This is a genomic window from Streptomyces malachitofuscus (assembly GCF_055571035.1).
Genome location: NZ_JBVIGA010000004.1, coordinates 348,488 through 373,689, shown reverse-complemented (window position 1 = coordinate 373,689; position 25,202 = coordinate 348,488). Strand labels below are relative to the sequence as shown.

The following is a 25,202-nucleotide window of genomic DNA, read 5'->3' as shown; positions in this document are numbered from 1 at the left end:
TCCCCCGTGGAAAACGGCGCCGCCCAGCCCGTGATTGTCGCCATCGACGGCCCCTCCGGCACGGGCAAGTCGAGCACCTCGAAGGCCGTGGCGGCGCAGCTCGGCCTGAGCTACCTGGACACCGGCGCGCAGTACCGGGCGATCACCTGGTGGATGGTGAACAACGACATCGACACGGACGACCCCTCCGCGATCGCCGCCGTCGCCGGCAAGCCCGAGATCCTCTCCGGTACCGACCCCCGCAACCCCACCATCACCGTCGACGGCGTGAACGTGGCCGGTCCGATCCGCGAGCAGGACGTCACCTCCAAGGTCAGCGCGGTCAGCGCGGTGCCCGAGGTGCGGGCCCGGATCACCGAGCTGCAGCGCACCATCGCCTCCGCCGCCGTCACCGGCATCGTCGTCGAGGGCCGGGACATCGGCACCACCGTGCTGCCCGACGCCGATCTGAAGATCTTCCTCACCGCCTCCGCGGAGGCGCGTGCCGCCCGCCGCAGCGGCGAGCTCAAGGGTGCCGACCTCCACACCACCCGCGAGGCCCTGATCAAGCGGGACGCGGCCGACTCCGGCCGCAAGACCTCGCCGCTGGCCAAGGCCGGCGACGCCGTCGAGGTGGACACCACCGACCTGACCCTGCAGCAGGTCATCGAGTGTGTCGTCACGCTCGTCGAGGAAAAGCGGGCGGGGAAGTGACCGACGTCCCATCGGTGCGGGGCGCCGAGGTCGGGCGGCGCATCGGCGTCGGTCTGATGTACGGGCTGTGGAAGCCGCGTGTGCTGGGCGCCTGGCGGGTGCCCGCGAGCGGTCCGGTGATCTTCGCCGTCAACCACTCCCACAACATCGACGGCCCGATGGTCATGGGTGTGGCGCCCCGGCCGACGCACTTCCTGATCAAGAAGGAGGCGTTCATCGGCCCGCTCGACCCCTTTCTGCTGGGCATCGGCCAGCTGAAGGTGGACCGCTCGACCGCCGACCGCGCCGCCATCACACAGGCGCTGGGCGTCCTGGACAACGGCGGCGTGCTGGGCATCTTCCCGGAGGGCACCCGGGGCGAGGGCGACTTCGCGGCCCTGCGCGCCGGCCTCGCGTACTTCGCGGTGCGCAGCGGCGCGCCGATCGTGCCGGTTGCGGTGCTGGGAAGTTCCGACCGGCCCGGACGGTTGATAAGGGCGCTGCCTCCGCTGCGCTCGCGGGTCGACGTCGTCTTCGGCGACCCCTTCGCAGCGGGTGACGGCAGCGGCAGACGTACGCGCAAGACGCTGGACGAGGCGACCGAGCGCATCCAGAAGCAGCTCACCGCGCACCTGGAAAACGCCAGGCGCCTCACCGGGCGCCGGGCCACACTCGAGTAGTGGACCCCGTTGTCTGCGGGTTCCACCGATCACCACGATGAACGACGAGGTACGGACTTCATGAACGACCACATCCAGCCCGACGGCTCGGACGCGTACGAGGGTGCGCACGAGCACGATCACGGGGCGCTGGGCGATGCCGAGTTCGCGGAGTTCATGGAGCTCGCCGCGGAGGAGGGCTTCGACCTCGAGGACGTCGAGGGCGCCATCGAGGCCGCGGGCCACGGCCCGCTGCCGGTGCTCGCCGTCGTCGGCCGCCCCAATGTCGGCAAGTCGACCCTGGTGAACCGCATCATCGGCCGTCGCGAGGCCGTCGTCGAGGACAAGCCGGGCGTCACCCGCGACCGCGTCACCTACGAGGCCGAGTGGGCGGGCCGCCGCTTCAAGGTCGTCGACACCGGCGGCTGGGAGCAGGACGTCCTCGGCATCGACGCCTCCGTGGCCGCCCAGGCGGAGTACGCCATCGAGGCCGCCGACGCGGTCGTCTTCGTCGTGGACGCCAAGGTCGGCGCCACCGACACCGACGAGGCCGTCGTCCGGCTGCTGCGCAAGGCCGGGAAGCCGGTCGTGCTCTGCGCCAACAAGGTGGACGGCCCGAGCGGCGAGGCCGACGCGGCCTATCTGTGGTCCCTGGGCCTGGGCGAGCCGCACCCGGTCTCCGCCCTGCACGGCCGGGGCACCGGCGACATGCTGGACCAGGTCCTGGAGGCCCTCCCGGAGGCCCCGGCGCAGACCTTCGGCACCGCGGTCGGCGGCCCCCGCCGCGTCGCCCTGATCGGCCGCCCCAACGTCGGCAAGTCCTCGCTGCTGAACAAGGTCGCGGGCGAGGAGCGGGTCGTCGTCAACGAACTCGCCGGCACCACCCGTGACCCGGTCGACGAGATCATCGAACTGGGCGGGAAGACCTGGAAGTTCGTGGACACGGCGGGCATCCGCAAGCGCGTCCACCTCCAGCAGGGCGCCGACTACTACGCCTCGCTGCGCACCGCCGCCGCCGTCGAGAAGGCCGAGGTGGCCGTCGTCCTCATCGACGGTTCGGAGTCCATCTCCGTGCAGGACCAGCGCATCGTCACCATGGCCGTCGAGGCGGGCCGTGCGCTCGTCCTCGCGTACAACAAGTGGGACACCCTCGACGAGGAGCGCCGCTACTACCTGGAGCGGGAGATCGAGACCGAACTCGGCCAGGTCGCGTGGGCGCCGCGGGTGAACGTCTCGGCGCGCACCGGCCGGCACATGGAGAAGCTCGTCCCGGCCATCGAGACGGCCCTGGAGGGCTGGGAGACCCGGGTCCCGACGGGCAGGCTCAACGCCTTCCTCGGTGAACTGGTCGCCGCCCACCCGCACCCCGTGCGGGGCGGCAAGCAGCCGAGGATCCTGTTCGGCACCCAGGCGGGCACCAAGCCGCCGCGGTTCGTCCTGTTCGCCTCCGGCTTCATCGAGGCGGGCTACCGGCGCTTCATCGAGCGCCGTCTGCGCGAGGAGTTCGGCTTCGAGGGGACGCCGATCCACATCTCCGTGCGGGTGCGGGAGAAGCGGGGCAGGAAGAAGTAGCGCACGACGGACAGGGCGAAGGGGCGGTCCCGTCGGGGACCGCCCCTTGGCCGTGCCGGTCAGGCGCCTCTGCGCGGGGCCGGGGGCAGTCCGGCCGGGACGTGGTGCATCCCCGAGGTGTCCCGGCCGACCGTGCCGACCCGCTGCCACTGCGGCGGCCGCGCGTCGCCCGCCTCCGCGCCATGGGCGTTGTAGGCGCCGTACGCGCCGCTCACCAGGGAGGCGCCGAACGATCCGGGGCTGTGGCCGCCGTACGAACCCGTACTGTGCGGGATGTTCCCGAAGGCGGTGAAGCCCAGCTCTTCCTCGCCGCTGCGGTCGCCCGGCAGCGAACGGAAGGACTTGACGTACTCGGTGTAGAGGGCGTCGTAGATCGGCGTGGCCGAGTGGCCGCTCCGGGAGTCCTGCGCCGGGCGTACGGGTGCGGGGACCGAGGCGAGGGACTGGCGGCGGGGAACGTCATATGCGTGCACGTATGTCCAAACGACCCCGCCCACCAAGGGATGCGGCCCTTTTGGGGCTTTCGCCGGTTACGCGGAGGTCGTGCCCCGGCCGGTCCGGCCGCGCCGCGGCGGGCCGGTCAGATGCCGGCGAGCGGCAGCGCGGCGGCAACCAGCTTGCCGTTCGCCGCCGCCTTGTCCAGCGCGTCGCGCAGCAGGTCCTCGCGCGGCTGACGGCCGATCGAGCCGACCGGGGCGGCGAACATCAGCACCTGCTGGTGCTTGTTCGCGGCCGACCGCCAGCCGTCGGTGACCTGGAGCGGCTGGTGGGCCTGCCACCAGGCCACCGGACGGCCGCCGGTCGGGTTCGGCTGGAGCACGGCGTGCAGCTGGCCGGCCGCGAGCAGCACCGACCATCCGTGCAGGACCGGAGGTACGGCCGCCAGCTCGGTCAGGGGCATGAAGCCCTGTTCGATGAGCAGCGGCAGGAAGTCGTCACCGGCCCCGAGCGAGCCGGGCCGGGCGACCGGCGCCGTCGGCTCGACGACCAGTGCCGGGTGCAACTCCCCGGCGATCAGGACCAGTCCGCTGGTCACCCCGAGCACGGCCTGTTCCGGGGTGACCTTCGCGGGCTCCGGCTCCGGAGCGCCGCCGATGGCCCGCACGGCACCCTGGAGCTGCTCCTCGGTGACCTGGACGACCTGTGAGGGCAGGCAGGTGGAGTGGGCGAAGGCGAGCACGGCGGTCTCGTCCCCGATGAACAGAACGGTGCTGGTGCGCTCCTGCTCCGGGTCGCCCGGGGTGCGGCAGGAGGTGCAGTCGTAACTGCCCGGGGCGGACTCTCCGGCGAGCAGGCGGGCTGCTTCTTCGTCGCCGATCTCGGCGCGTACCTCGTCGCTGACGTCGAGCATGCGCGGCACGGGTGGCTCCCTCGGGATGCGTGCGTGGCGAGACCGGGTGGCTCCCGGCCCGTGGTCCGGGTGGGTCCCCGGCTCATGAAGAAGACAACGGGCGATCTGTGGCGGGAGTCACGCCCCAGGGCGAACGGAATCGAACCATCCAGCGCGCACGGTCACGTCTGGTGCGGAATCGGGCACTCATCGTCAACTGCGTGCGGGCGCAGAGCTGTTGGACGGGTGAAGTGGCTCACAGGATGAGCCCTGCCCTGGTCGACAAATCCGGAAATCAAGGAATGAAGTGGGTGGCCGGAAATCGCCGATACCCGGGGTAAGGGCCAACTGGCCTGGCACGACGAGGCATTGGTTGATCCGGGGCGCGGAGGCTCCTTAGATTCCTCCGCCGTGTGCAGCGAGCACCGCTCGGGTACGTCCGCCGACCGCACCGAACCGCACCACCGTACGACCCGCAGCGGACGGGGCGAGCGCGGCTCACACGCCCCATGGCGTGGTGAGCGCGTTCCGCCCTCGGGAGCCCCGAGTCCTTCGGGAAGGACCTACATGTCCGAATGTGCCGATAACACCCGCGACCACGTCCGCAGGACCCGTACGGCGACCGTCCTGGCCGGAGCGGCACTGCTCGCGCCCCTGGGACTGCTGGCGGCGACCGGCAGTGCCACGGCGGCGGACAGCGGAGTGTGGGACCGCATCGCACAGTGCGAGAGCGGCGGCGACTGGCACATCAACACCGGCAACGGCTACTACGGCGGACTCCAGTTCTCCGCCTCCACCTGGCGCGCCTACGGCGGCACGGCCTACGCGTCCACCGCCGACCGGGCCACCGAGTCCCAGCAGATCGCGGTCGCCACGAAGGTGCAGCGCGCCCAGGGGTGGGGCGCCTGGCCGACCTGTTCGGCCCGCGCGGGGGCGTCGGGCGGCGCGCCCGGCGCGGACCCGGTGACCGCGGAGCAGGCGCCCGCGAAGCCCTCGGCACCGGCCAAGTCGTCGAACCCGTCCGCCGCTGCGGGCCGTTCGGCCGGGCACACGGACCGGGGGACGTCCCGCGGCGACTACACCGTCCGCGCGGGGGACACGCTGAGCGGGATCGCCGCGCGGCACGGCACGACCTGGCAGCGGCTCCATGAGGCCAACAGGTCCGTCATCGGAGGGGACCCCGACATGATCGTGCCCGGGCAGCGGCTCGAGATCTGAGCAGCTCCCTTCGCCCGGGACACGGGGCCTCGTCCGGCCGCCCGGACGGGGCCCCGCGGCGGCGCTACGGAGGGCGCGACCGGCGGAGTTCGCCCGCCTCCCCGGCGAACACCACCGAGCCCCGGCGCAGCTCGTACACGAAGGCGCGGCGTCCGTGCAGGGCGGGCGGCAGCCGCTGCTCGGCGACGACCACGCACGCGTCGAGCGCGGCGAGGAGCGCGTATGTGCGGGCGGCCACCGCCGCCGACATGCCCTGGGCGGGCTCGTCGACGAGCACCACGCGGGGGCGTGCCAGCCACACCCGGGACAGGGCCAGCATGCGCTGCTCACCGCCGGAGAGCGTGCCGGCCCGACGCTCCATCAACGGCTCCAGCCGTGGGTAGGCGTCGAGCGCGGGCGTCGGATCGGAGGCGGTGAGGGCGAGGTTCTCGCGCACGGTGAGAGTGCCGAACACCGCCCGCCGCTCCGGCACCAGGCACAGCCCGCGCCGGGCCCGCTCGTACGCCGGTACGTCCGTCACGTCCTGCCCGTCCCACCACACCGACCCGCCGGAGAGCGGCACGGCACCGGCGAGTGCCCGCAGCACGGTCGAACGCCCGGAGCCGTTGCGGCCCAGCAGCACGGTGAGGCCGGGGCCCGGGGCGGTGAGGCCGACGCCGTGCAGGGCCTCCAGCGGGCCGTAGCGCACGCGCGCGTCGCGCAGGGAGACGCCGGTCACGGTCCGGTCGCCTCCCCGAGGGTGTCCAGGACGCGCCCCGGAGGCCCCGAGGCGACGATCCGGCCGGCCGTCATCACATGGACGACGTCGGCGAGGTCGGCGACCAGGTCGAGGTCGTGCTCGACGACCAGGAGCGCCGTGCCGTCGGCGGCCAGCGCCTTGAGGATCCGGGCCAGCGCGGCGATCTCGGCGGTGTCCAGCCCGGCGGCGGGTTCGTCGAGCAGCAGCACGCGCGGGGCGGTGGCGAGGGCCCGGGCGAGCTCCACCCGGCGCAGCGCCCCGGTGGGCAGGCCGGCGGCTGGCAGGGCCCGGGCCGGTCCGTCCAGTCCGAAGAGCCGCAGCATCCGTTCCACCACGCCGGGATGGTCCGGACGGCCCTGCTCGGCGCCCACCCGCACGTTGTCGGCCACGGTGAGCGTCGGGAAGACCGCCAACTGCTGGAACGTCCGCGCGACACCGAGCCGGGTGCGGGCCTGTGCGGAGAGCCGGGTGATGTCCCGCCCCCCGAGCAGAACGGCCCCCCGCGCGGGCCGCACGGTCCCGGCCAGACAGTGGAACAACGTGCTCTTCCCTGCCCCGTTGGGCCCGACGACGGCGGTCACCCGCCCCGCAGGAACCCCGATGTCCACCCCGTCCAGCGCGCTGAACCCGCCGTAACGCACATACAGCCCGCGAGCCTCGAGGACGAACGGCACGGCGGTCCCGTCCCCGGAAACCCCGAAGGCTTCGCGCGCCCCGGGAGGCGGACCCCCCGCCGCGGACCGCGCCCCCCGACTGCCCGGCCGCGCGCCGGACGGCATCCCGGCGGTGCCCTTGCGTCCTGCGGTCTCGGCGGTCCCGTCTCCTGTCCCGCGTCCCGCGGCCCCACCGGGTGCCCGCCCGGCCCCGGCGGCGCCTTCTGCCCCGTCGGGCCGGGGCCCGCGGCCACCGGACTCGTCCCCCGCGTCCCCGCCCCGCCCCACGAATCCCCGGCCGCCCGGCCCCTCCTCCGCCGCCTCACCGGTGCTGTTGGGCCGGCCGGCCGGGTCGTCGTGGGGGTGGTGTGCTGGTGTCGTGCCCCCTCCGTCGTCCTGGCGTTCGGGGACGGCGGGTCGTTGCTCCGGTGCGTCGGCGGTGTGCGGGGGGTGGGTTTCGGCCGTGGGCGGTGGGGGGCCGGGTGGACGGGGGGCCGAGGGGTGATGCCCCGGCGAGGGATGCTGTCGAGGGGCGGGGTGAAGGCGGAGGGCGGGCCTCCTGCCGGGGCGTGGGCCCGTGCCCGTCGCCGTGGCTCCCGTGGGGGCCGGGGCGGGGCCCGACGCGGGCTCCGGGCCGCGCAGACGGTGGCGTACCCGGGTGCCCAGCGGTGTCAGTCGCGGTCGGCCGGTCGGCCGCAGCCGACGGGCGAGTTCCCGCAGTCTCTCGTACGGGCCGTCCGGGAAACGGCCCGTCAGGACCGCGAGGACGCCGATCACCGCCGCCGCCACGCCCCCGCGCGTACCCGCGTCCAGGCCCACCAGCAGCGCCGCCCCCAGCAGCGCGCCCAGGGCGCTGTCCGCCCCCAGGACCACCACCGCGGTGAACCAGAGCAGGCCCCGCACGGGGTCGTACGCGGCGGGGTCGAAGGCGCGCACCCCCATGCCGAGCATGCCGCCCCCGAGCGCGGCCAGCGCGGCGCCGGAGACGAAGGCCCAGAGCTTCAGCGACGGCACGCGCACCCCCGCCGCCCGCGCCCCGGCCTCGTGGTCCCGCATCGCCGCCAGCGCCCGGCCCGTGCGGCCCCGGCGCAGCGCCCGGACCGCCGACAGCGCACCCGCCAGCAGCACCAGCTCCAGGACGTAGTACGCGCGGTCCCCGTCGAAGCCCGCCGGCCGGCCCAGCGAGAGCCCCGACGTGGCGTACGGCTGGTCGAACACGAAGCGGCTGACGCCCACCCCGACCGCGAACGTCGCCAGGGCCAGGGCCAGTCCCCGGCGGCCGATCGCCGGCCAGCCCGTCAGCAGGCCGAGCGGCGCGACCAGGACGACCGCCACCGCCAGCGCGGCCAGCTCCGGAAGTGCGGGCAGCCCGGGGAAGCGCCCGGCCGCAAGGAGCGCCGTGAACAGGGCGCCCAGGCCCGCGTACGCCGCCTGCCCGAGCGAGATCTGCCCGCCCCGGCCGGTGACCACCACCAGCGACAACAGGATCACCCCCAGCGCCGGCACCTGCACCGCCGTCTGCAGATCGCCCCCGGCGAAGCCCAGCGGCAGCAGGAAGAGCGCCCCGGCCGCGATCCAGGCGCCCGGCGGCGCCGGCACCCGTGCGCCGGCCGCGCGCGGAAGGGCGTCGCGCGTGCCGACGCCGGGCAGCACCAGCGCGGCGAACAGCAGCGCCACCACGAAGAGGTTGGCGCCGACCGCCTGGAGCAGCGGCTCGCCCCACCCGGACGGGTGCAGCCGGGTCAGCTGACTCTGCGCCACCCCGATGCCCAGCGCCACGACCACCGCCACCGTCAGACCGCGCATCCGCGCGGCGACCGCGACCGCCACCACCTCCATCACGAGCAGCGGCAGCCCGTACGGGTCGAGCCGTACGTACGGCGCCAGCAGCACCCCGGTCAGACCGGCCGTGAACGAGCCGAAGGCCCAGCCGGCCGCCGCCACCCGGTCCGCGTCGACACCGGCGAGCACGGCCAGCTGCCGGTCGTCCACCACGGCCCGCAGCTCCCGCCCGAACCGCGTCCGGCGGATCACCGTCCCGGCCCCCACGGCCAGCACCGCCACCACCGCCAGCGGCCCCCACGGCTCGGCCGCCACCAGCACCGGAGCGTCGTCCCGCGCGCCCTGCCCCCACACCAGGGCCGCGCCGCCCACCAGCAGCACGAACACGCCGATGGACGCCACCAGCGTCCGCGCCGGGTCACCGCCCCGCACGGACAGCGGCCGGAACACGAACCGCTCCAGCACCACCCCGATGCCGGGCGCCACGACCAGCAGGGTCAGCGCCGCGGCCCACCACAGCGGCCAGCCCCCGTCGACCACCAGGGCGCGCAGCACATACGCGCACACCATGGCGATCGCCCCGTGCGCGAAGTTGAGCACCCCGGTCGCCCGGTACGTCACGATCAGACCGATCCCGGTGAGCGCCGCGGCGGCACCCACCGAGAGGCCGGCCAGCGTGAGGTCGTACGTCAGGGAGGACATCGGCGGCCGACGTCAGCCGGTCCCGTCGGCGGGCTCGCAGATCGGGCACGGCCCCAGCTCACCGCTCGCGATCAGCTTGCCGTCCACCGGTACCGCCTCCGCCTTCCCCGCGACCAGCGGGCAGTCCGCGCGGTGCCACAGCGTCCCGCCCGGCACCATCAGCATCTCCCGGCCGACCGCGACGGGCGCACCGGCCGGCCGGGCGGACGCGTCGGCGTCGGCCGGCTCGGCGGCGACCAGCAGGTCGTACAGCTCCTCCACGCGCAGGGCGGCGACGGCGCCCCGGCCGTGGGCGAGCAGCACCGCACCGGCGACGATCAGCGCGGCCCCGGGGACGGTGCAGGAGGCCAGGTAGGGCAGCTGCCGTTCGGCGTAACGCTCACCCGAGATCCCGTACCAGCCGAGCACGCACAGCACCGCACCCACGGCGAGTGCGGCCCAGCCCGCCCACAGCGCGGGATGGGCGGTCCGCAGCCGGGCTGTCCGCGTCATGGCTCCCACCCCTCGGGGGTCCGTCCGTGTGCCTGTCCATGTCAGCCGATGGCTTGCACTATGCCCCCTGGGAGCTGACCCTGAAAGCACCGGGCGGACATGGCCCGGACCGACACCCGATTGGTGAGCCAGATGGTTCTCGGCAGCGACCTCACGCGGGGGAACGCGAAGAGGGGACGTGGCCCACGGGCGGGGCGGGGCACGGCGTTCACCGCCGCCCTGCTGGTGGTCCTCGGGCCGGTCCTCGCGGCATGCAGCGACGACAGCGGCGGCGGTGAGAGCCCGCCGCCGACGACTCCGGCGGACCGTACGACGAGCGCACCGGGCACCGCGCCCGCGGACCGCGCGGCGGCCGAGCAGGAGATCCGGCAGAACTGGGAGAAGTTCTTCAGCCCCGAGACCTCCCTGGACGAGAAGAAGACCCTCCTGGAGAACGGCGACATGATGGGCCCCGTCCTCGAGGGGTTCAGCGGTGACGAACGGGTCGGCCAGGTGCAGGCGCAGGTCACCGAGATCGCGTTCACCTCGCCGACCGAGGCGGACGTGTCCTTCGCCCTGACCCTCAAGGGCGCCACCGCCCTGCCGGACGCCTCCGGAACCGCCGTCGAGCAGGACGGCACCTGGAAGGTGTCCGTCAAGTCCCTGTGCGCTCTGGTGCAACTGAGCGGCGATGGCTCGACGCCGAACGTCCCGGGCTGCTAGCGCACTCGCCGCGGCCCTGCTGCTGGCCCTGACCGCGGCGTGCGGCAGCCGGTTGCCGGAGAGCGACTTCGAGGGCGGGGACCGCCGCCCGCCCGCGTCCATCCGGGACACGGGCGAGCCCGTCCGGGTCGGCATCGTCACCAGCGCCACCAGCCCGGTCGGCGGCAGCGCCTTCACCGGCCCGCGCGACGGCGCCCGGGCCTGGTTCGACCGGCTCAACGAGCGCGGCGGCATCGACGGCCGCCGCGTCGAGGTGCGGCTGTGCGACGACGGGGGCAGCGGCGTCGGCAACAACGAGTGCGTGCACAAGCTGGTCGACGAGGAGAAGGTCGTCGCCCTGGTGGCCACCACCGCCCTGGACTACGCGGGTGCCTCCCGGGTCTCCCGCGCGGGCGTTCCCGACATCGGCGGGCAGCCCATCGGGACCGCCTACGACACCTACCCGCACCTCTACAGCATCTACGGCAGCGACGCCCCCAGGAACGGCACCACCGGCTGGGACGGCACGCTGTACGGCGGCACCGAGGTCTACCGCTACTTCCAACGCGAGCATGGCGCCCGCACCGCCGCCGTCGTCTCCTACAACCAGTCCGCGTCCGCCGCCTACGCCCGTCTCGTCGAACGGGGCCTCGAGGCCGAGGGGTACGAGGTGGTCACCGAACAGGTCGACTTCGCGCTGCCCAACTTCCGCGCGGTGGCCGCCGATCTGAAGGAACAGGGCGCCGACCTGGTCTTCGACGCCATCGACGGCCATGGCAACGCCCGCCTCTGCGAGGCCATGGACGAGGTCGGCGCACAGGTCACCGCCAAGGTCACCAACGTGCAGAACTGGACGTCCACCGTCGCCGAGGACTACAAGGACGCCCCCCGCTGCCGCAACGCCCTGTGGGCGACCGGCTCCAGCCGCAACTACGAGGACACCGGTCACGAGGCCGTACGGGCGTTCCGCGACGCCACCGAGGACCTCAGGACGCACTCCCAGTGGCAGCTGGAGGGCTGGGCCGCAGCCCGCTGGTTCACCGACGCGGCGACGTCCTGCGCCCGCACCGGCATCACACGCGCGTGCGTCGACGCCTACGTGAACCGCGCCGACGGCTACACCGCGGGCGGACTGCTGCTCCCCGTCTCGTTCACCCCGTCCCCCGAGCCGCCGGAGACCGGCACGACCTGTCTGTCCGTGGCCCGTTGGCGCGACGGGGAGGGCTGGGTCACCCAGGGCGACATGAACCGCACCTGCTTCCGGGTGCCGCAGCTCGCCTACGAGCCCTGATTCCCGCTCCCCGGGCACCCTTGAGGACAGAAGCCGTCCGCAGGGCCTGGCAGACTCGCCGCCATGTTGGAGACCTCGGCACGTCTGCTGCGTCTGCTGTCCCTGCTCCAGGCCCACCGCGAGTGGTCCGGCGCCGATCTGGCCGGACGGCTCGGGGTCAGCGCCCGCACCGTGCGCCGGGACGTGGACCGGCTCCGCGAACTCGGCTATCCCGTCAACGCCAGCCCGGGCACCGGCGGCGGCTACCAACTGGGCGCGGGCGCGGAACTGCCGCCGCTGCTGCTGGACGACGAGGAGGCCGTGGCCGTCGCCGTCGGGCTGCGCACCGCCGCCGGACAGGGCGTCGAGGGCATCGGCGAGACCTCCGTACGGGCCCTGGCCAAGCTGGAACAGGTGCTTCCGAACCGGCTGCGCCGCCGCGTGGGCGCCCTGAACGCCTTCACCGTGCCGATGCTGCGCGGCCCCGGCGCGGACGCCGTCGACCCCGCCGTGCTGACCGAGCTGGCCCACCTCTGCCGGGACGCCGAGCGGCTGCGCTTCGAGTACCGGGGGCACGACGGCACGCCCACCCGGCGCACCGTCGAACCGCACCGCCTGGTGTGTTCCGAGCGCCGCTGGTACCTGGTCGCCTGGGATCTCGACCGCGAGGACTGGCGCACCTTCCGCGCGGACCGCATCACGCCCAGGCCGCCGCACGGGCCGCGTTTCGTCCCGCGCGAGCCTCCCGCCGACGACCTCGCCGCCTATGTCTCCCGGGGTGTCTCCACCCGTGCGTACGCCGCACACGCCGTGATCCGCCTGCTGGTGCCGCTGGAGGAGGCGGCCGAGCACATCTCGCCCTCCACGGGGACGCTCGAGGCGGAGGGCCCGGACAGCTGCCTGCTGCGGACGGGGGCCGCGAGCCTGGACGTCATGGTCATCCATGTGATGCTGCTGGGTTTCGACTTCGAGGTGCTGGAACCGGTCGAGCTGATCGACGCGGTCAGGGCCGCTCACGACCGGCTTGCTCGGTCCTTGGCTCGGGCTGGGACGTCAGGGCCGCGTACTCGGGATGGTGCAGGTCGAACGCCGGCGACTCCGAACGGACCCGGGGCAGGGTCGTGAAGTTGTGCCGCGGCGGCGGACACGAGGTCGCCCACTCCAGGGAGCGGCCGTAGCCCCACGGATCGTCGACCTCGACCTTCGTGCCGTACTTGGCGGTCTTCCAGACGTTGTAGAGGAACGGCAGCGTGGACAGGCCCAGGAGGAAGGCGCCGATGGTCGAGACGGTGTTGAGCGCGGTGAAGCCGTCCGCCGCCAGATAGTCCGCGTAGCGGCGCGGCATGCCCTCGGCGCCCAGCCAGTGCTGTACCAGGAACGTGGCGTGGAAGCCGATGAACAGCGTCCAGAACTGGATCTTGCCGAGCCGTTCGTCGAGCATCTTCCCGGTGAACTTGGGCCACCAGAAGTAGAACCCGGCGAAGGTCGCGAAGACGACGGTGCCGAAGACGACGTAGTGGAAGTGCGCCACCACGAAGTACGAGTCCGTCACATGGAAGTCCAGGGGCGGCGACGCCAGCAGCACCCCGGTCAGCCCGCCGAACAGGAAGGACACCAGGAAGCCGGTGGCCCACAGCATGGGTGTCTCGAAGGACAGCGAGCCCTTGATCATGGTGCCGGTCCAGTTGAAGAACTTCACGCCCGTCGGCACCGCGATCAGGAAGCTCATGAAGGAGAAGAACGGCAGCAGCACCGCGCCCGTGGCGAACATGTGGTGCGCCCACACCACGACCGACAGGCCGGTGATGGCCATGGTGGCGCCCACCAGCGTCAGATAGCCGAACAGCGGCTTGCGGCTGAAGACCGGAATGATCTCCGTGACGATGCCGAAGAACGGCAGCGCGATGATGTAGACCTCGGGATGGCCGAAGAACCAGAACAGGTGCTGCCACAGCAGCGCCCCGCCGTGGGCGGCCTCGAAGACCTGTGAGCCGAACCGCCGGTCCGCCTCCAGCACCAGGAGCGCCGCCGCGAGCACCGGGAACGCCAGCAGGATCAGGATGGACGTGAACAGCGTGTTCCAGGTGAACAGCGGCATCCGGAACATCGTCATCCCGGGGGCGCGCATCCCGATGATGGTCGTGATGAAGTTGACCGCGCCGAGGATTGTGCCGAAGCCGGACAGCGCGAGCCCCATGATCCACAGGTCGGGGCCGAGGCCGGGGGAGTACTGCACGCTGTTCAGCGGCGCGTAGGCGAACCAGCCGTACGCGGCCGGCCCCCCGGTCACCACCAGCGACCCGAGGACGATCAGCCCGCCGAAGAGGAACAGCCAGTACGAGAACATGTTGAGCCGGGGGAAGGCCACATCGGGCGCGCCGATCTGCAGCGGCATCAGTTCGTTGGCGAATCCCGCGAAGCTGGGCGTCGCGAACAGCAGCAGCATGATCGTGCCGTGCATCGTGAACAGCTGGTTGAACTGCTGGTTGTCCACGATCTGCAGTCCCGGACGGGCCAACTCGGCACGCATCACCAGCGCCATGACGCCGGCGATCAGGAAGAACACGAACGACGTGACCAGATAGAGATGGCCGATCTTCTTGTGGTCGGTGGTGGTCAGCCAGTCGATCACCACCCGCCCGCGCCGTTGCCGGTGCGGGCGCGCCGGCCGGTCCGTCGCCCGAACGGTCTGCGTCCCCATCGCTCGCCCCTTCGCTCGTCGCGCGCCGGGCCCGCCGGAGCCCGCGCCACATGTACCCCGGGCCCACGCCATGATGCTCGTCTCCCCACGCACTGCGACAGAGGGCGTGGCGGATCAGTGATGAGGACGAGTACTTTTTGTGCGCACGGGTTTCCGTGGTCATACGCGGAGGGGAAAAGGAACGGGGTCCGGGAGCGCTTCCCCCGGCACTTTCCGCCGGGGTTTATGGCGAAGGCGGTGTGACACGCGGGAATTACGTTCGAATACTTCGGAAGGCGTACTGAACCGCCCATCCGGGTGAAGGTCACCGGCATGAACGTCTGTCGTGATCCTGTGACACAAGTGTGACCGCCGGGGGACCGTCGCCGCGTTCCCGGTGCGGACTTCCCCGGTCACGGGCCAGGGCATAGCGTGGCCGTATGGCATCCATTCCGACACCCCCCGCGGAGCCCCACGACAGCCCGGACACCTATGTCGGCCTCGCCGCCGACCGGGCCGAACACCTCGCGCGCGAACGCGGCTGGTCGACGGTGCGGGCGCTGGCTCCGGGGACGATCATCACCATGGAGTACCGCGTGGGCCGGCTGAACTTCGAGGTGAAGGACGGCCGGGTGGCCCGTGCCTGGAAGGGCTGAGCCCGGCCGTCAGGGACGGGTCGCCGACGTCGTACCGCGCGGGTGACGCTCCGGGTGCGGCGGACGGCGGCTGCCCGCCGGGGTGACCGGGGAGCGCTCCGCGCGGGTGGTGTGCGGGCCGGGCGCCAGATACACCGGCGAACGGGACGGACGGCCCGCCGCGACCGGTTCGGGGGCCTGGTCCGTGCGGCCGGTGAGCGGCTCGAGCACGACGGGTCGCCCGACCGGGCCCGCCGCCACGGTACGGCCCCGGCGGGCCCGCAAGCGGTCGCGCAGGGCGAAGACACGGGTCTCGATACGCGCGATCATCGGCTCGAACCAGGGCAGCGCGAGCAGGATCAGCAGGCCCGCCGCCCATCCGAGGACCACGTCACTCAGCCAGTGCGTCCCGATGTAGACGGTGGACAGCCCCACACCGAGCGAGGTCACCGCGGACAGCGCGGACAGCCAGCGGCGTGCTCTCGGGGTGGAGGCCAGATAGGCCAGGATTCCCCAGGTCACCACGGCGTTGGCGGTGTGGCCGCTGGGAAATATATCGCCGCCGAGCCACATCTCGTTGGAGCCGATCTCGGTCGCGTAGTGCGGTCCGAGGCGCCCCATGCCGTACTTCGCGGCACCCACGGTGACGTTGAGCAGCAGCAGGGAGACGCCGAGAGCGAGCAGCGGACGCAGTGTGTGCTGCCGCCAGGACCGCCAGCCCAGCCAGGCCGCGACCATCACGGCGGTCGGGCCGCGCTGGCCGAGCACCACGTAGTAGTCGACGAAGGCGTGGAGCTCCGGCCACTGCTGGTAGGGGCGGAAGAACATCACCTGCCAGTCCAGCCGGACCAGCCAGGAGGTGATCACTACGGCCCACACGATCGCCACGTAGAAGGCCAGGGTGGCGCCGAAGAGCACCATCCGGTGCCGGCTCATTCGCGGCATGCCGATGAGAGCCGGTCGTTCCGGCTCTCGGTCCAGCCTCGCGAACACCCGGTCCAGACGGGTGTGGTTCCGTTCGGTACGCACCCAATCGACGTTACAGCGAGTGAGCGCGGAACCCCGACGAATCAGCGTCTTTGTGATGACGATGTGATGTGGGATTCCTCTCAGAAGGATCTCCTTTTCCGGCGAATCCGGGCCGTGGCCTTCAATTCCCTCGATCGTTCGGGGCGGCGGTTTTTTCGCGCTTTTGAATTCGTTCACCGGGGCCTGGTGCGGAATTTCCCCGCCGCTCATCGGCCGCCCGGGCGGGCCGGGGATCAGGGCGGGCCGGAGCCGTTCAGCCAGAAGGCGCCGTACACCGCCGAGGCCACCGCGACGGCTGCCACCACCAGCGCCGGCCGGGGCGCGCGCTGCCGGGCCAGGGCCAGGGCGAGCGGCAGGAGCAGGGGAAACGCGGGCAGCAGCAGCCGGGGCTTGGAGCCGAAGTAGCTCGACGCGCACAGGGCGAGCGCGGTGACGACACCGGTGTACACGAGCAGGGGGAGCGGTTGCCGCTGCCGTACGCCGGCCAGGTACAGCCACACCACGAGGCAGACCCCGAGGATCAGCCCGAGGCCCGCCAGGGCGGACGGGAACGACGTGAGCTTGGCGGCGACGAAGCGGGCGAAGGCGTAACCGCCGTCGAACCCGTTCCGCCACCCGGCCTGCACATCGAGATATCCCAGCGGACCCTTGCCCGTCCGGTGCCCCACCCACAGAACGTAACCGGCGGCTCCCAGGGGCGCGAGCAGCATGCCGAGGATCCGGCGCGGGCGCACGCCCAGGGCGCCCGGGATGCCAGGGGCGCCGTCCGAGGTGCGCACGCGCGGGGCGGCCGCGGCCGGATCGGCGCTCTCATCCACCCGCGCGCCGTCCGACGCTCCCGCGCTGCCACGCCGCACGAAAGAGGTGTCCCCGCGTGCGGAACCGGCGCGTTCCCGCAGGAACGAGACGACGGCCGCCGCCCACACCGCCGCGACCACCGCGAGCCCCACCGGCCGGGTCAGTCCCGCCAGGCACGCCAGAACACCCGCCGTCACCCAGCGGCCCGTCAGCACGGCGTACAGCGACCACGCGGCGAGCGCGGTGAACAGGGACTCGCTGTACGCCATCGACTGCACGATCCCGACCGGCAGCACCGCCCACAGCAGCACCGCGTACACCCCGGCCCGCCGCCCGTACACATGGTCCGCCACGGCGAAGACGCCCCAGGCCGCGGCCAGCGAGGCGAGCACGGAGACGAGGAACCCCCCGTCGGCGTACGACAGCGGCGACACCTCCGCCACCAGCCGCTCCAGCCACGGCAGGAGGGGGAAGAACGCCAGGTTGGAGTGCACGTCACCGCCCGGCAGCCGTACCTCGTAGCCGTACCCCAGCTCGGCGACCCGCGTGTACCAGAGCGCGTCCCAGCGGGCGGTCAGCAAGGTGTAGGCGCTCTTGCCGCGCGCCTCGCTCCACAGAAAGAGCACGAGCAGGCCCAGGGCGCGCACGGCGGCGTACCCGAGGAGCGCCGGTGCGGCCCGGCGCAGTGCTCCGGGGCGGGCCGGTGCGGCGCGCGTCTCGAGATCGGTCACGGGCCCGATTATCGACCCGGCCCGGAACCGGCCCGCCCTCCGGAGCGTGTGAATCGGACGAGGGGAAGTGCTGTACGCCACACCGATCGGCCGGTGCTGTGAGAGGTCCGCCACTCGACCTCCGCGTCCACTGGCGTACTCTGACGTGTCACTCGCCGTTCGTTGCGCGGGCCGGAGACACCGCTCCTCTCCGGCCGAGTCGCGGGGGAGTCCCCCACCCCGTGAGCCCGCCGAGCGCGAGGGAACATCTGGGAGGTACGTGTACATGTCCGGGACGACCACGGCCGCCGCCGCGCTGCGCCGTCGGGCGGCCGGGGCCGGTGCCAACCGCTGGGTGGTGCTCGTCGTCCTCTGCGTCAGCCTGCTGCTGGTCGCCGTCGACGCCACCGTGCTGCACGTGGCGGTCCCCGCCGTCACCGAGGACCTCAGGCCCGGCGCGGTGGAGCTGCTCTGGATCGTTGACGCCTACCCCTTGGTCTGCGCCTCGCTGCTGATCCTCTTCGGCACCCTGGGTGACCGGGTCGGCCGCAGACGTGTGCTTCTCCTCGGCTACGCCCTGTTCGGCGTCGCCTCCGGCATGGCGGCCCTCGCGGACAACGCCCAGGTGCTGATCGTGGCGCGGGCACTGCTCGGCGTCGGCGGCGCCATGATCATGCCGGCCACCCTGTCGATCCTGCGTCAGGTCTTCCCGGACCGGCGCGAGCGGGCGCTCGCCATCGGCCTCTGGAGCGCGGTCGCCGCGGTGGGCGCCGCGGTCGGACCCCTGCTCGGCGGCTTCCTGCTGGAGCACTTCTGGTGGGGCTCGGTGTTCCTGGTCAACATCCCGCTGATGCTGGTCAGCCTGCCGGTGGGGCGGCTCCTGCTGCCGGAGTCGAAGGGCGACGGCAACGGTCCCTGGGACGTGGCCGGCGCGCTGATGGCCGCCGTCGGACTCTTCGCGCTGGTCCTCGGTGTGAAGCGGCTCGGCGGCGGGGAGTCCGTCGCGGGCGTGTGGACGGTGCTGCCGCTGGTGCTCGGCGCCGGACTGCTCACCGCCTTCGTGCGCCGGCAGCGGCGCCGGTCGCATCCCCTGGTCGACCTGCGGATGTTCGCCCGTCCGGCGTTCAGCACGTCGGTGGGCTGCATCGTGCTGGCGATGCTCGCCCTGGTGGGTCTGGAACTGATCGCGGCGCAGTACCTCCAGCTCGTCCTGGGCCTCTCCCCGCTGGAGACCGGGCTGCGCCTGCTGCCGCTGACGATCGCGGCGATGGCGGCGGGACTGGCGGGCGCGCGCATGCTGCGCAGGTTCGGCCCGCGCCGCATGGTCTGCGCGGGCTTCTGTCTGACGGCCGGCGCGGTGGTGCTGCTGACCTCGATGGGCGGGCAGGACAACGCCCCGCTGCTGCTCACCGGCTTCGTTCTGCTGGGCTTCGGCCTGGAGACCACGCTGTTCGGCGCGTACGAGTCGATGCTCAGCGAGGCGCCGCCGGAACAGGCGGGCGGGGCGGCCGCGATCGGCGAGACCTCGTACCAGCTGGGCGCCGGGATAGGGATCGCGCTCCTGGGCAGCGTCATGAACGCGGCCTACGCGCCCGGCCTCGCCGGCGTACCCGGGGTACCCACGACGGCGTCCACCGCGGCGGGCCACTCCCTGGGCGAGGCGTACGAGGTGGCGGCGCAGCTCGGCGGGCCGGCCGGGGACGCCCTGCGGCACGCGGCGCGCCACTCCTTCGTGCACGGGCTGCATGTGACGCTGCTGGTGAGCGCGGGGCTGCTGCTGCTCGGGGCGGCGATGGCATTGCGGTTGCCGCGGGCGATGCAGTGCGAGGCGGCGGCCGTGGAGGTGCCTGCGCCGCGGGAGGCAGTGGAGTCGCGCGTCTCGGTGTGACCGTTTCGGTCTCCCACCCGCGCACCACTGGCGCAGCGTCTCTCGAGAGGCGGGCGTCGCCCGTGGGGGCGGGGCGCCGTCGGCGTCCGCGGGCAGTCTGTCCTTGACGCGGTCGCCCGTGCGCGGGTGGGGAAGCGGGGTGGACGTGCGGGAGACTGCGGCGTAGCGTCGGCCCGGAGTTGAGACTAGCGGTGCTAGTTTTATCGTTCCTGGAGGGTGCCCCCATGTCCGCGTCCGCGAAGTTGCCTCCCTTCGATCCCGCCGACCCCCTCGGCCTCGACGACCTGCTGGAACCGGAGGACCTGGCGATCCGGGACACGGTGCGCGGCTGGGCGGCGGACCGCGTTCTGCCGTACGTCGCCGACTGGTACGAGAAGGGTGAGCTGCCCGGCATCCGGGAGCTGGCCCGGGAGCTCGGCGGGATCGGCGCGCTCGGCATGTCCCTCGACGGCTACGGATGCGCGGGGGCGAGCGCCGTGCAGTACGGGCTGGCCTGTCTGGAGCTGGAGGCGGCCGATTCCGGAATCCGCTCCCTGGTCTCCGTGCAGGGCTCGCTCGCCATGTACGCCATCCACCGCTTCGGCAGCGAGGAGCAGAAGCAGCGGTGGCTGCCCCGGATGGCCTCGGGCGAGGTCATCGGCTGCTTCGGCCTCACCGAGCCCGACATCGGCTCCGACCCCGGCTCGATGCGCACGTACGCCAAGCGCGACGGCGGGGACTGGGTGCTCAACGGACGCAAGATGTGGATCACCAACGGCTCCGTGGCCGGTGTCGCCGTGGTGTGGGCACGGACCGACGAGGGGATCCGCGGCTTCGCCGTGCCCACCGACAGCGCCGGCTTCTCGGCGCCCGAGATCAAGCACAAGTGGTCCCTGCGTGCCTCCGTCACCAGCGAACTGGTGATGGACGACGTACGGCTGCCCGCCGACGCCGTTCTGCCGGAGGTGACCGGGCTCAAGGGCCCGCTGAGCTGTCTGTCGCACGCCCGGTACGGGATCGTCTGGGGTGCGATGGGCGCCGCGCGGAGCTCGTTCGAGGCGGCCGTCGACTACGCGAAGTCGCGGGAGCAGTTCGGGCGGCCCATCGGCGGGTTCCAGCTGACCCAGGCCAAGCTCGCCGACATGGCGGTCGAACTGCACAAGGGGATTCTGCTCGCCCATCATCTGGGGCGGCGCATGGACGCCGGCCGCCTGCGTCCCGAGCAGGTCAGCTTCGGCAAGCTCAACAACGTCCGCGAGGCCATCGACATCTGCCGTACGGCCCGTACGATCCTCGGTGCCAACGGGATCTCGCTCGCATACCCGGTGATGCGGCACGCGACGAACCTGGAATCGGTGCTCACCTATGAGGGCACCGTCGAAATGCACCAGCTCGTGCTGGGCAAGGCGCTCACCGGAATCGACGCGTTCCGGTAGGCCCGGCCGCGGAGGACCTCACGCGGAGGCAGGGCCGGCGAGCGGCCCTGCCTCAGCTCTGGTTGAAGAAGCCGTCCGAACGGTGCGCGGCCGGCTCACCGCTGACGACCTCGGTGTCGGCCGGGCTGAGCAGGAACACCCGGTTGGACACCCGCTCGATGGAACCGCGCAGACCGAAGATCAGGCCCGCGGCGAAGTCGACGACGCGCTTGGCGTCACCGGCGTCCATCGCCGTGAGGTTCATGATGACGGGAACGCCCTCGCGGAACAGCTCGCCGATGGCCCGGGCGTCCCGGAAGCTGTCCGGGGTGACCGTGCCGATCCGGCGGCCCTTCTCCTCGGCGACGTCCGCGGCCACCTTGACGCGCGGATCGGTGACCCAGGCCTCCCCGGTCTCGGGCCCGTCGGAGTAGTCGTCGTCGTAGTAACGCTCGTCTTCGTTGTCGTCGACGAGGCCAAGCCAGGCACTCGCCTTGCGTACCGATCCCATGGACGCCTCCTCTCACAGCGGTCTTTCTGCTTTCCGCATCCCTATGGTCGTCCATGATGCGGATGGCGCGCCAAGTGGATAGACGCCGCGCGGGGGGTTTGTGACGGTACTGGTGCACAGCGAATCCGTCGAGAGTCCGGGTTTCCCAAGGGTCTTGATGTAAACGGCTGCTGACTGTGAGTGAAATATGATTCTTCCCGGCGTCCGGGTGATGAGGGGTGCGTACGGGTGAACGACGTGGCCGATACGATGCGGCCGCTCAGCGTCGTACAACTGCACGGGGGAACGTCGTGTTCGGAATGGTCAGGCCGTGTCGGCACCGGCTCGGGGAGAAGCACACCGCCCAGTGGATGGCCCATTTGTGCGGGCTGTGCCTCGCGTTGCGCGGAGACCATGGACAGCTCGCGCGCATCGTCACCAACTATGACGGGCTCCTCATATCCGTTCTGACGGAGGCTCAGTCCGGCCCCGTCGAAGCGGGACGGCGCACCGCGGGACCCTGTCCGCTGCGCGGCATGCGCACCGCGTCCGTCGCACACGGTGAGGGTGCGCGGCTCGCGGCGGCCGTCTCCCTGGTCCTCGCCTCCGCCAAGGTGCGCGACCATGTCGCCGACGGGGACGGACTGCTGGCGCGCAGGCCGGTCGCGCTCGCCGCGCGCCGGGTGGCCGCGAGCTGGGACCGGGCCGGGGCGCGGACCGGTACGGACATCGGGTTCGACACGGCCGTCCTCCTCGACGCCGTGGACCGGCAGACCGGCATCGAGACGCTCGCCGGGCCCGGCACCCCGATCCTCACGGTCACCGAGCCGACCGAGACCGCGACCGCGGCGGCCTTCGCGCACACCGCGGTGCTCGCCGGGCGGCCGCACAACGCGGGCCCTCTGGCCGAGGCCGGGGCGCTCTTCGGGCGCCTCGCGCATCTGCTGGACGCGGTGGAGGACCGGGAGAGCGACGCCGCCTCGGGCGCCTGGAACCCGCTGACCGCGACGGGCACCCCGCTCGAGGAGGCCCGCCGGCTCGCCGACGACGCGGTGCACGGCATCCGGCTCGCCCTGCGGGAAGTGGAGTTCACCGACGGCGGTCTCGCACACCGGCTGCTCGTCCATGAACTGCCCAACTCCGTCCATCGTGCCTTCGGTACGGTCTCCTGTGCCCACACAGGCGGCCCCTACGCCCCTCCCGGCGGCCCCGGTGCGCCGCTGCCTCCCGAGCCGCCGCGCCGCGACCGGCGTGGGCTGATGGCCGGCTGTGCGGTCTGGCTGGGACTCGCCTGCACCTGCCAGCTGTGCTGCGGAAGCTACGAGGACCCCTGGACCCGCGAGCCCAAGCAGGGGTCCTGCACCAACTGCGACTGCAGCGGATGCGGCGACTGCTGTGAGTGCTGCAACTGCTGCAGCTGCTGTGGCGAGGACGGCGGCTGTGACTGCGGGTGCGACTGCTGAACCGCATCCGGAGGGGCGAGTTCCGGACACGGTGCGGCTGTTCGACCCGTCGTCAACTGGGGGTGACCGCTGGTAACGCGACCCCTCGCACGGGTCAAATCTCCTACTTGGTTCAAAGGTTGACGGCCGAAAGGCACCCTTGCGCCGAACGGTCGGTCGGCCGAATACTCGCCATCAGCGCTTGTCAGGGGCACGGCGTGTTCGGAATCCGGGCACTCTGCTCACTGGCTGCGCCTCACGGGCCCACAACCCCACGAGGGCCCCCTACTTCCTTTGTGGAGGAACGACAAGTGAGGATCAAGCGCACTACCCCCCGTAGCGGCATCTCGAGACGGACTCGGCTGATCGCCGTATCCACCGGTCTCGTGGCCGCTGCCGCGATCGTGGTCCCCAGCGCGAACGCGGCCGAGACCCCCACCACCTTCAGCTCCGCCGAGCTCAAGAGCGTCAGCGGCTCGGTGCTGAAGGCCGACGTCCCGGGCACCGCCTGGGCCGTCGACAGCAAGACCAACCGGGTGCTCGTCACCGTCGACAGCACCGTCTCCCAGGCCGAGATCAACAAGATCAAGCAGCAGGCCGGGGACGACGCCGGGGCGATCACCATCAAGCGCACCCCGGGCAAGTTCAACAAGCTCATCCAGGGCGGCGACGCCATCTACGCGAGCAGCTGGCGCTGCTCCCTCGGCTTCAACGTCCGCAGCAGCAGCGGAGCCCAGTACTTCCTGACCGCCGGCCACTGCACGGACGGCGCGGGCACCTGGTACTCCAACTCCGGCCGCTCCACGGTGCTCGGCTCGACGGCCGGCTCCAGCTTCCCGGGCAACGACTACGGCATCGTCCGGTACACCAACTCCTCGGTCAGCAAGCCCGGCACCGCGAACGGCGTGGACATCACGCGCGCGGCCACCCCGAGCGTGGGCACCACGGTCATCCGTGACGGTTCCACCACGGGCACGCACAGCGGCCGGGTCACCGCGCTCAACGCCACGGTGAACTACGGCGGCGGCGACATCGTCGGCGGTCTCATCCAGACCACGGTCTGCGCCGAGCCCGGCGACTCCGGCGGCCCGCTCTACGGCAGCAACGGCACCGCCTACGGTCTGACCTCCGGCGGCAGCGGCAACTGCTCCTCCGGCGGAACGACCTTCTTCCAGCCGGTGACCGAGGCCCTGAGCGCCTACGGGGTCAGCGTCTACTAGGACCGGCTCCGCGCACCACCGGTCACACCGGTCCCGGCCGCAGCCGGCAGCGCGGCGAGCCCCCGCACGCAACCCGCGTGCGGGGGCTCCCCCTTGCGGCGGGACGGGGCTACCGTCGAAGGACACACCAGGACACGCGCCGGGAGGCACCGGACGCGGGATCACCTGATGCGCCACTTCGGACCCTGGGGGCCGTGATGGTCGAGGAGCTGGTGACGGCGGGAGCGGCGGCGGCGTCCGCCGGAGCGGTCTACGCGATGGCGGCGGCGCGGGTCGTCAAGCAGTACGAGCGGGGCGTGGTGTTCCGGCTCGGCAGGCTCCGCCCGCAGGTGCGCGGCCCCGGGTTCACGATGATCGTCCCGGTCGTGGACCGCCTGCACAAGGTCAACCTCCAGATCGTCACCATGCCGGTCCCGGCCCAGGAGGGCATCACCCGCGACAACGTCACGGTCCGCGTCGACGCGGTCGTCTACTTCAAGGTCGTCGACGCCTCCGCGGCGCTCGTCAACGTCGAGGACTACCGCTTCGCCGTCTCCCAGATGGCCCAGACCTCGCTGCGTTCGATCATCGGCAAGAGCGACCTCGACGACCTGCTGTCCAACCGCGAGAAGCTCAACCAGGGCCTGGAGCTGATGATCGACAGCCCCGCGGTCGGCTGGGGCGTGCAGATCGACCGGGTCGAGATCAAGGACGTCTCCCTGCCCGACACGATGAAGCGGTCCATGGCCCGCCAGGCCGAGGCCGACCGCGAGCGCCGGGCCCGCGTCATCAACGCCGACGCCGAGCTGCAGGCGTCCAAGAAGCTCGCCGAGGCGGCCCAGGAGATGGCCGAGACCCCCTCCGCGCTCCAGCTGCGCCTGCTGCAGACCATCGTCGCGGTCGCCGCGGAGAAGAACTCCACCCTCGTCCTGCCCTTCCCGGTGGAGCTCCTGCGCTTCCTGGAGCGCGCCTCGCAGCCGGTGTCCGCGGCTCCGCAGCCGTCCTCCCGGCCGGTGCGGGAATCGGTGCGGGAGCAACTTCCGTCCGAGGCGCCCCGCACGGAACCGGACCGCGAAGGGGCGATTTCAAGCCAAGCGCGGATCCCGGAGGCCGTACCGCCGGTTACTCCCTCGTAGCGTTTGCAGAGTGAACCGCCCTGCGCGTCCA

The 25,202-nt window shown here is 72.4% G+C and carries 21 protein-coding genes and 1 pseudogene; 13 read left to right on the top strand and 9 right to left on the bottom strand.

Going from position 1 to position 25,202, the window contains the following annotated elements:
- The first annotated feature begins 6 nt into the window (after nt 1-6).
- Genes cmk through der form a run of 3 tightly spaced genes read left to right on the top strand, consistent with a single transcriptional unit; the run spans nt 7 to nt 2,903 of the window.
- Nucleotides 7-693, top strand: a complete 687-nt coding sequence (gene cmk, locus ACZ44S_RS08430) for a (d)CMP kinase (RefSeq protein ID WP_466925892.1) — start codon at nt 7-9, stop codon at nt 691-693.
- Nucleotides 690-1,352 (top strand): lysophospholipid acyltransferase family protein, encoded by a 663-nt coding sequence (locus ACZ44S_RS08425; RefSeq protein ID WP_466925890.1) that lies wholly within the window; start codon nt 690-692, stop codon nt 1,350-1,352. The genes cmk and ACZ44S_RS08425 overlap by 4 nt, the downstream gene beginning before the upstream one ends.
- 60 nt (nt 1,353-1,412) lie before the next feature.
- Entirely contained in the window at nt 1,413-2,903 is a 1,491-nt protein-coding gene (gene der, locus ACZ44S_RS08420) for a ribosome biogenesis GTPase Der (RefSeq protein WP_466925887.1), read from the top strand.
- Between the two features lie 59 nt (nt 2,904-2,962).
- On the opposite strand, the gene ACZ44S_RS08415 is transcribed toward der, so the two are convergent.
- Entirely contained in the window at nt 2,963-3,376 is a 414-nt protein-coding gene (locus ACZ44S_RS08415; RefSeq protein ID WP_466925885.1) for a hypothetical protein, read from the bottom strand.
- 107 nt (nt 3,377-3,483) lie between these two features.
- Nucleotides 3,484-4,263 (bottom strand): hypothetical protein, encoded by a 780-nt coding sequence (locus ACZ44S_RS08410; RefSeq protein ID WP_466925883.1) that lies wholly within the window; start codon nt 4,261-4,263, stop codon nt 3,484-3,486.
- Between the two features lie 537 nt (nt 4,264-4,800).
- Here ACZ44S_RS08410 and ACZ44S_RS08405 point away from each other — a divergent pair.
- The gene (locus ACZ44S_RS08405; protein ID WP_466925881.1) at nt 4,801-5,451 is read left to right on the top strand and encodes a LysM peptidoglycan-binding domain-containing protein; all 651 of its coding nucleotides are present in this window, start codon (nt 4,801-4,803) and stop codon (nt 5,449-5,451) included.
- 64 nt (nt 5,452-5,515) lie between these two features.
- Here ACZ44S_RS08405 and ACZ44S_RS08400 read toward each other — a convergent pair whose 3' ends face one another.
- From ACZ44S_RS08400 to ACZ44S_RS08390, 3 genes are read right to left on the bottom strand one after another with little or no spacing between them, the layout of a single operon-like run.
- The gene (locus ACZ44S_RS08400; RefSeq protein WP_466925879.1) at nt 5,516-6,169 is read right to left on the bottom strand and encodes an ABC transporter ATP-binding protein; all 654 of its coding nucleotides are present in this window, start codon (nt 6,167-6,169) and stop codon (nt 5,516-5,518) included.
- Nucleotides 6,166-9,327: an ABC transporter permease subunit gene (locus ACZ44S_RS08395; protein WP_466925877.1), complete on the bottom strand. Its 3,162-nt coding sequence runs from the start codon at nt 9,325-9,327 to the stop codon at nt 6,166-6,168. Before ACZ44S_RS08395 ends, ACZ44S_RS08400 begins: the two co-directional genes overlap by 4 nt.
- A 12-nt stretch (nt 9,328-9,339) precedes the next feature.
- Entirely contained in the window at nt 9,340-9,819 is a 480-nt protein-coding gene (locus ACZ44S_RS08390) for a hypothetical protein (protein ID WP_466925874.1), read from the bottom strand.
- Between the two features lie 132 nt (nt 9,820-9,951).
- On the opposite strand from ACZ44S_RS08390, the gene ACZ44S_RS08385 reads away from it, so the two are divergent.
- From ACZ44S_RS08385 to ACZ44S_RS08375, 3 genes are all read left to right on the top strand, one after another.
- A complete protein-coding gene (locus ACZ44S_RS08385) occupies nt 9,952-10,521 on the top strand; it encodes an MTB12 C-terminal domain-containing protein (RefSeq protein ID WP_466925983.1) in 570 nt (189 codons plus the stop codon).
- A complete protein-coding gene (locus tag ACZ44S_RS08380; protein ID WP_466925871.1) occupies nt 10,490-11,791 on the top strand; it encodes an ABC transporter substrate-binding protein in 1,302 nt (433 codons plus the stop codon). The genes ACZ44S_RS08385 and ACZ44S_RS08380 overlap by 32 nt, the downstream gene beginning before the upstream one ends.
- A gap of 63 nt (nt 11,792-11,854) precedes the next feature.
- Nucleotides 11,855-12,895, top strand: coding sequence for a helix-turn-helix transcriptional regulator (locus ACZ44S_RS08375; RefSeq protein ID WP_466925868.1), 1,041 nt, complete (start codon nt 11,855-11,857; stop codon nt 12,893-12,895).
- Here ACZ44S_RS08375 and ctaD read toward each other — a convergent pair.
- Nucleotides 12,783-14,471: pseudogene (gene ctaD / locus ACZ44S_RS08370) on the bottom strand (aa3-type cytochrome oxidase subunit I); the annotation flags it as partial. The gene ACZ44S_RS08375 and the pseudogene ctaD overlap by 113 nt on opposite strands.
- Nucleotides 14,472-14,890: 419 nt before the next feature.
- On the opposite strand from ctaD, the gene ACZ44S_RS08365 reads away from it, so the two are divergent.
- Entirely contained in the window at nt 14,891-15,106 is a 216-nt protein-coding gene (locus ACZ44S_RS08365) for an I78 family peptidase inhibitor (protein WP_466925865.1), read from the top strand.
- Nucleotides 15,107-15,115: 9 nt separating this feature from the next.
- Here ACZ44S_RS08365 and ACZ44S_RS08360 read toward each other — a convergent pair whose 3' ends face one another.
- Both ACZ44S_RS08360 and ACZ44S_RS08355 read right to left on the bottom strand, forming a co-directional pair.
- Nucleotides 15,116-16,114, bottom strand: coding sequence for a phosphatase PAP2 family protein (locus ACZ44S_RS08360; RefSeq protein WP_466925862.1), 999 nt, complete (start codon nt 16,112-16,114; stop codon nt 15,116-15,118).
- A gap of 233 nt (nt 16,115-16,347) precedes the next feature.
- Nucleotides 16,348-17,643, bottom strand: coding sequence for a glycosyltransferase family 39 protein (locus ACZ44S_RS08355; protein ID WP_466925860.1), 1,296 nt, complete (start codon nt 17,641-17,643; stop codon nt 16,348-16,350).
- 265 nt (nt 17,644-17,908) lie between these two features.
- Here ACZ44S_RS08355 and ACZ44S_RS08350 point away from each other — a divergent pair, with 265 nt between their 5' ends.
- Both ACZ44S_RS08350 and ACZ44S_RS08345 read left to right on the top strand, forming a co-directional pair.
- Complete coding sequence (locus ACZ44S_RS08350) at nt 17,909-19,510, top strand: MFS transporter (RefSeq protein ID WP_466925857.1); 1,602 nt, start codon at nt 17,909-17,911, stop codon at nt 19,508-19,510.
- A 224-nt stretch (nt 19,511-19,734) separates the two neighbouring features.
- Nucleotides 19,735-20,925, top strand: coding sequence for an acyl-CoA dehydrogenase family protein (locus tag ACZ44S_RS08345; protein ID WP_466925856.1), 1,191 nt, complete (start codon nt 19,735-19,737; stop codon nt 20,923-20,925).
- Between the two features lie 52 nt (nt 20,926-20,977).
- Here the strand turns inward: ACZ44S_RS08345 and ACZ44S_RS08340 are convergent, their stop codons facing one another.
- On the bottom strand, nt 20,978-21,415 hold the full coding sequence (locus tag ACZ44S_RS08340) for a cell division protein SepF (RefSeq protein ID WP_149550732.1): 438 nt from the start codon (nt 21,413-21,415) through the stop codon (nt 20,978-20,980).
- Between the two features lie 290 nt (nt 21,416-21,705).
- On the opposite strand from ACZ44S_RS08340, the gene ACZ44S_RS08335 reads away from it, so the two are divergent.
- From ACZ44S_RS08335 to ACZ44S_RS08325, 3 genes are all read left to right on the top strand, one after another.
- The gene (locus ACZ44S_RS08335) at nt 21,706-22,857 is read left to right on the top strand and encodes a DUF5685 family protein (protein ID WP_466925853.1); all 1,152 of its coding nucleotides are present in this window, start codon (nt 21,706-21,708) and stop codon (nt 22,855-22,857) included.
- A 290-nt stretch (nt 22,858-23,147) separates the two neighbouring features.
- On the top strand, nt 23,148-24,056 hold the full coding sequence (locus tag ACZ44S_RS08330) for a S1 family peptidase (RefSeq protein ID WP_466925850.1): 909 nt from the start codon (nt 23,148-23,150) through the stop codon (nt 24,054-24,056).
- A 197-nt stretch (nt 24,057-24,253) separates the two neighbouring features.
- Nucleotides 24,254-25,171, top strand: a complete 918-nt coding sequence (locus tag ACZ44S_RS08325; protein ID WP_466925981.1) for a slipin family protein — start codon at nt 24,254-24,256, stop codon at nt 25,169-25,171.
- Nucleotides 25,172-25,202: the final 31 nt, after the last annotated feature.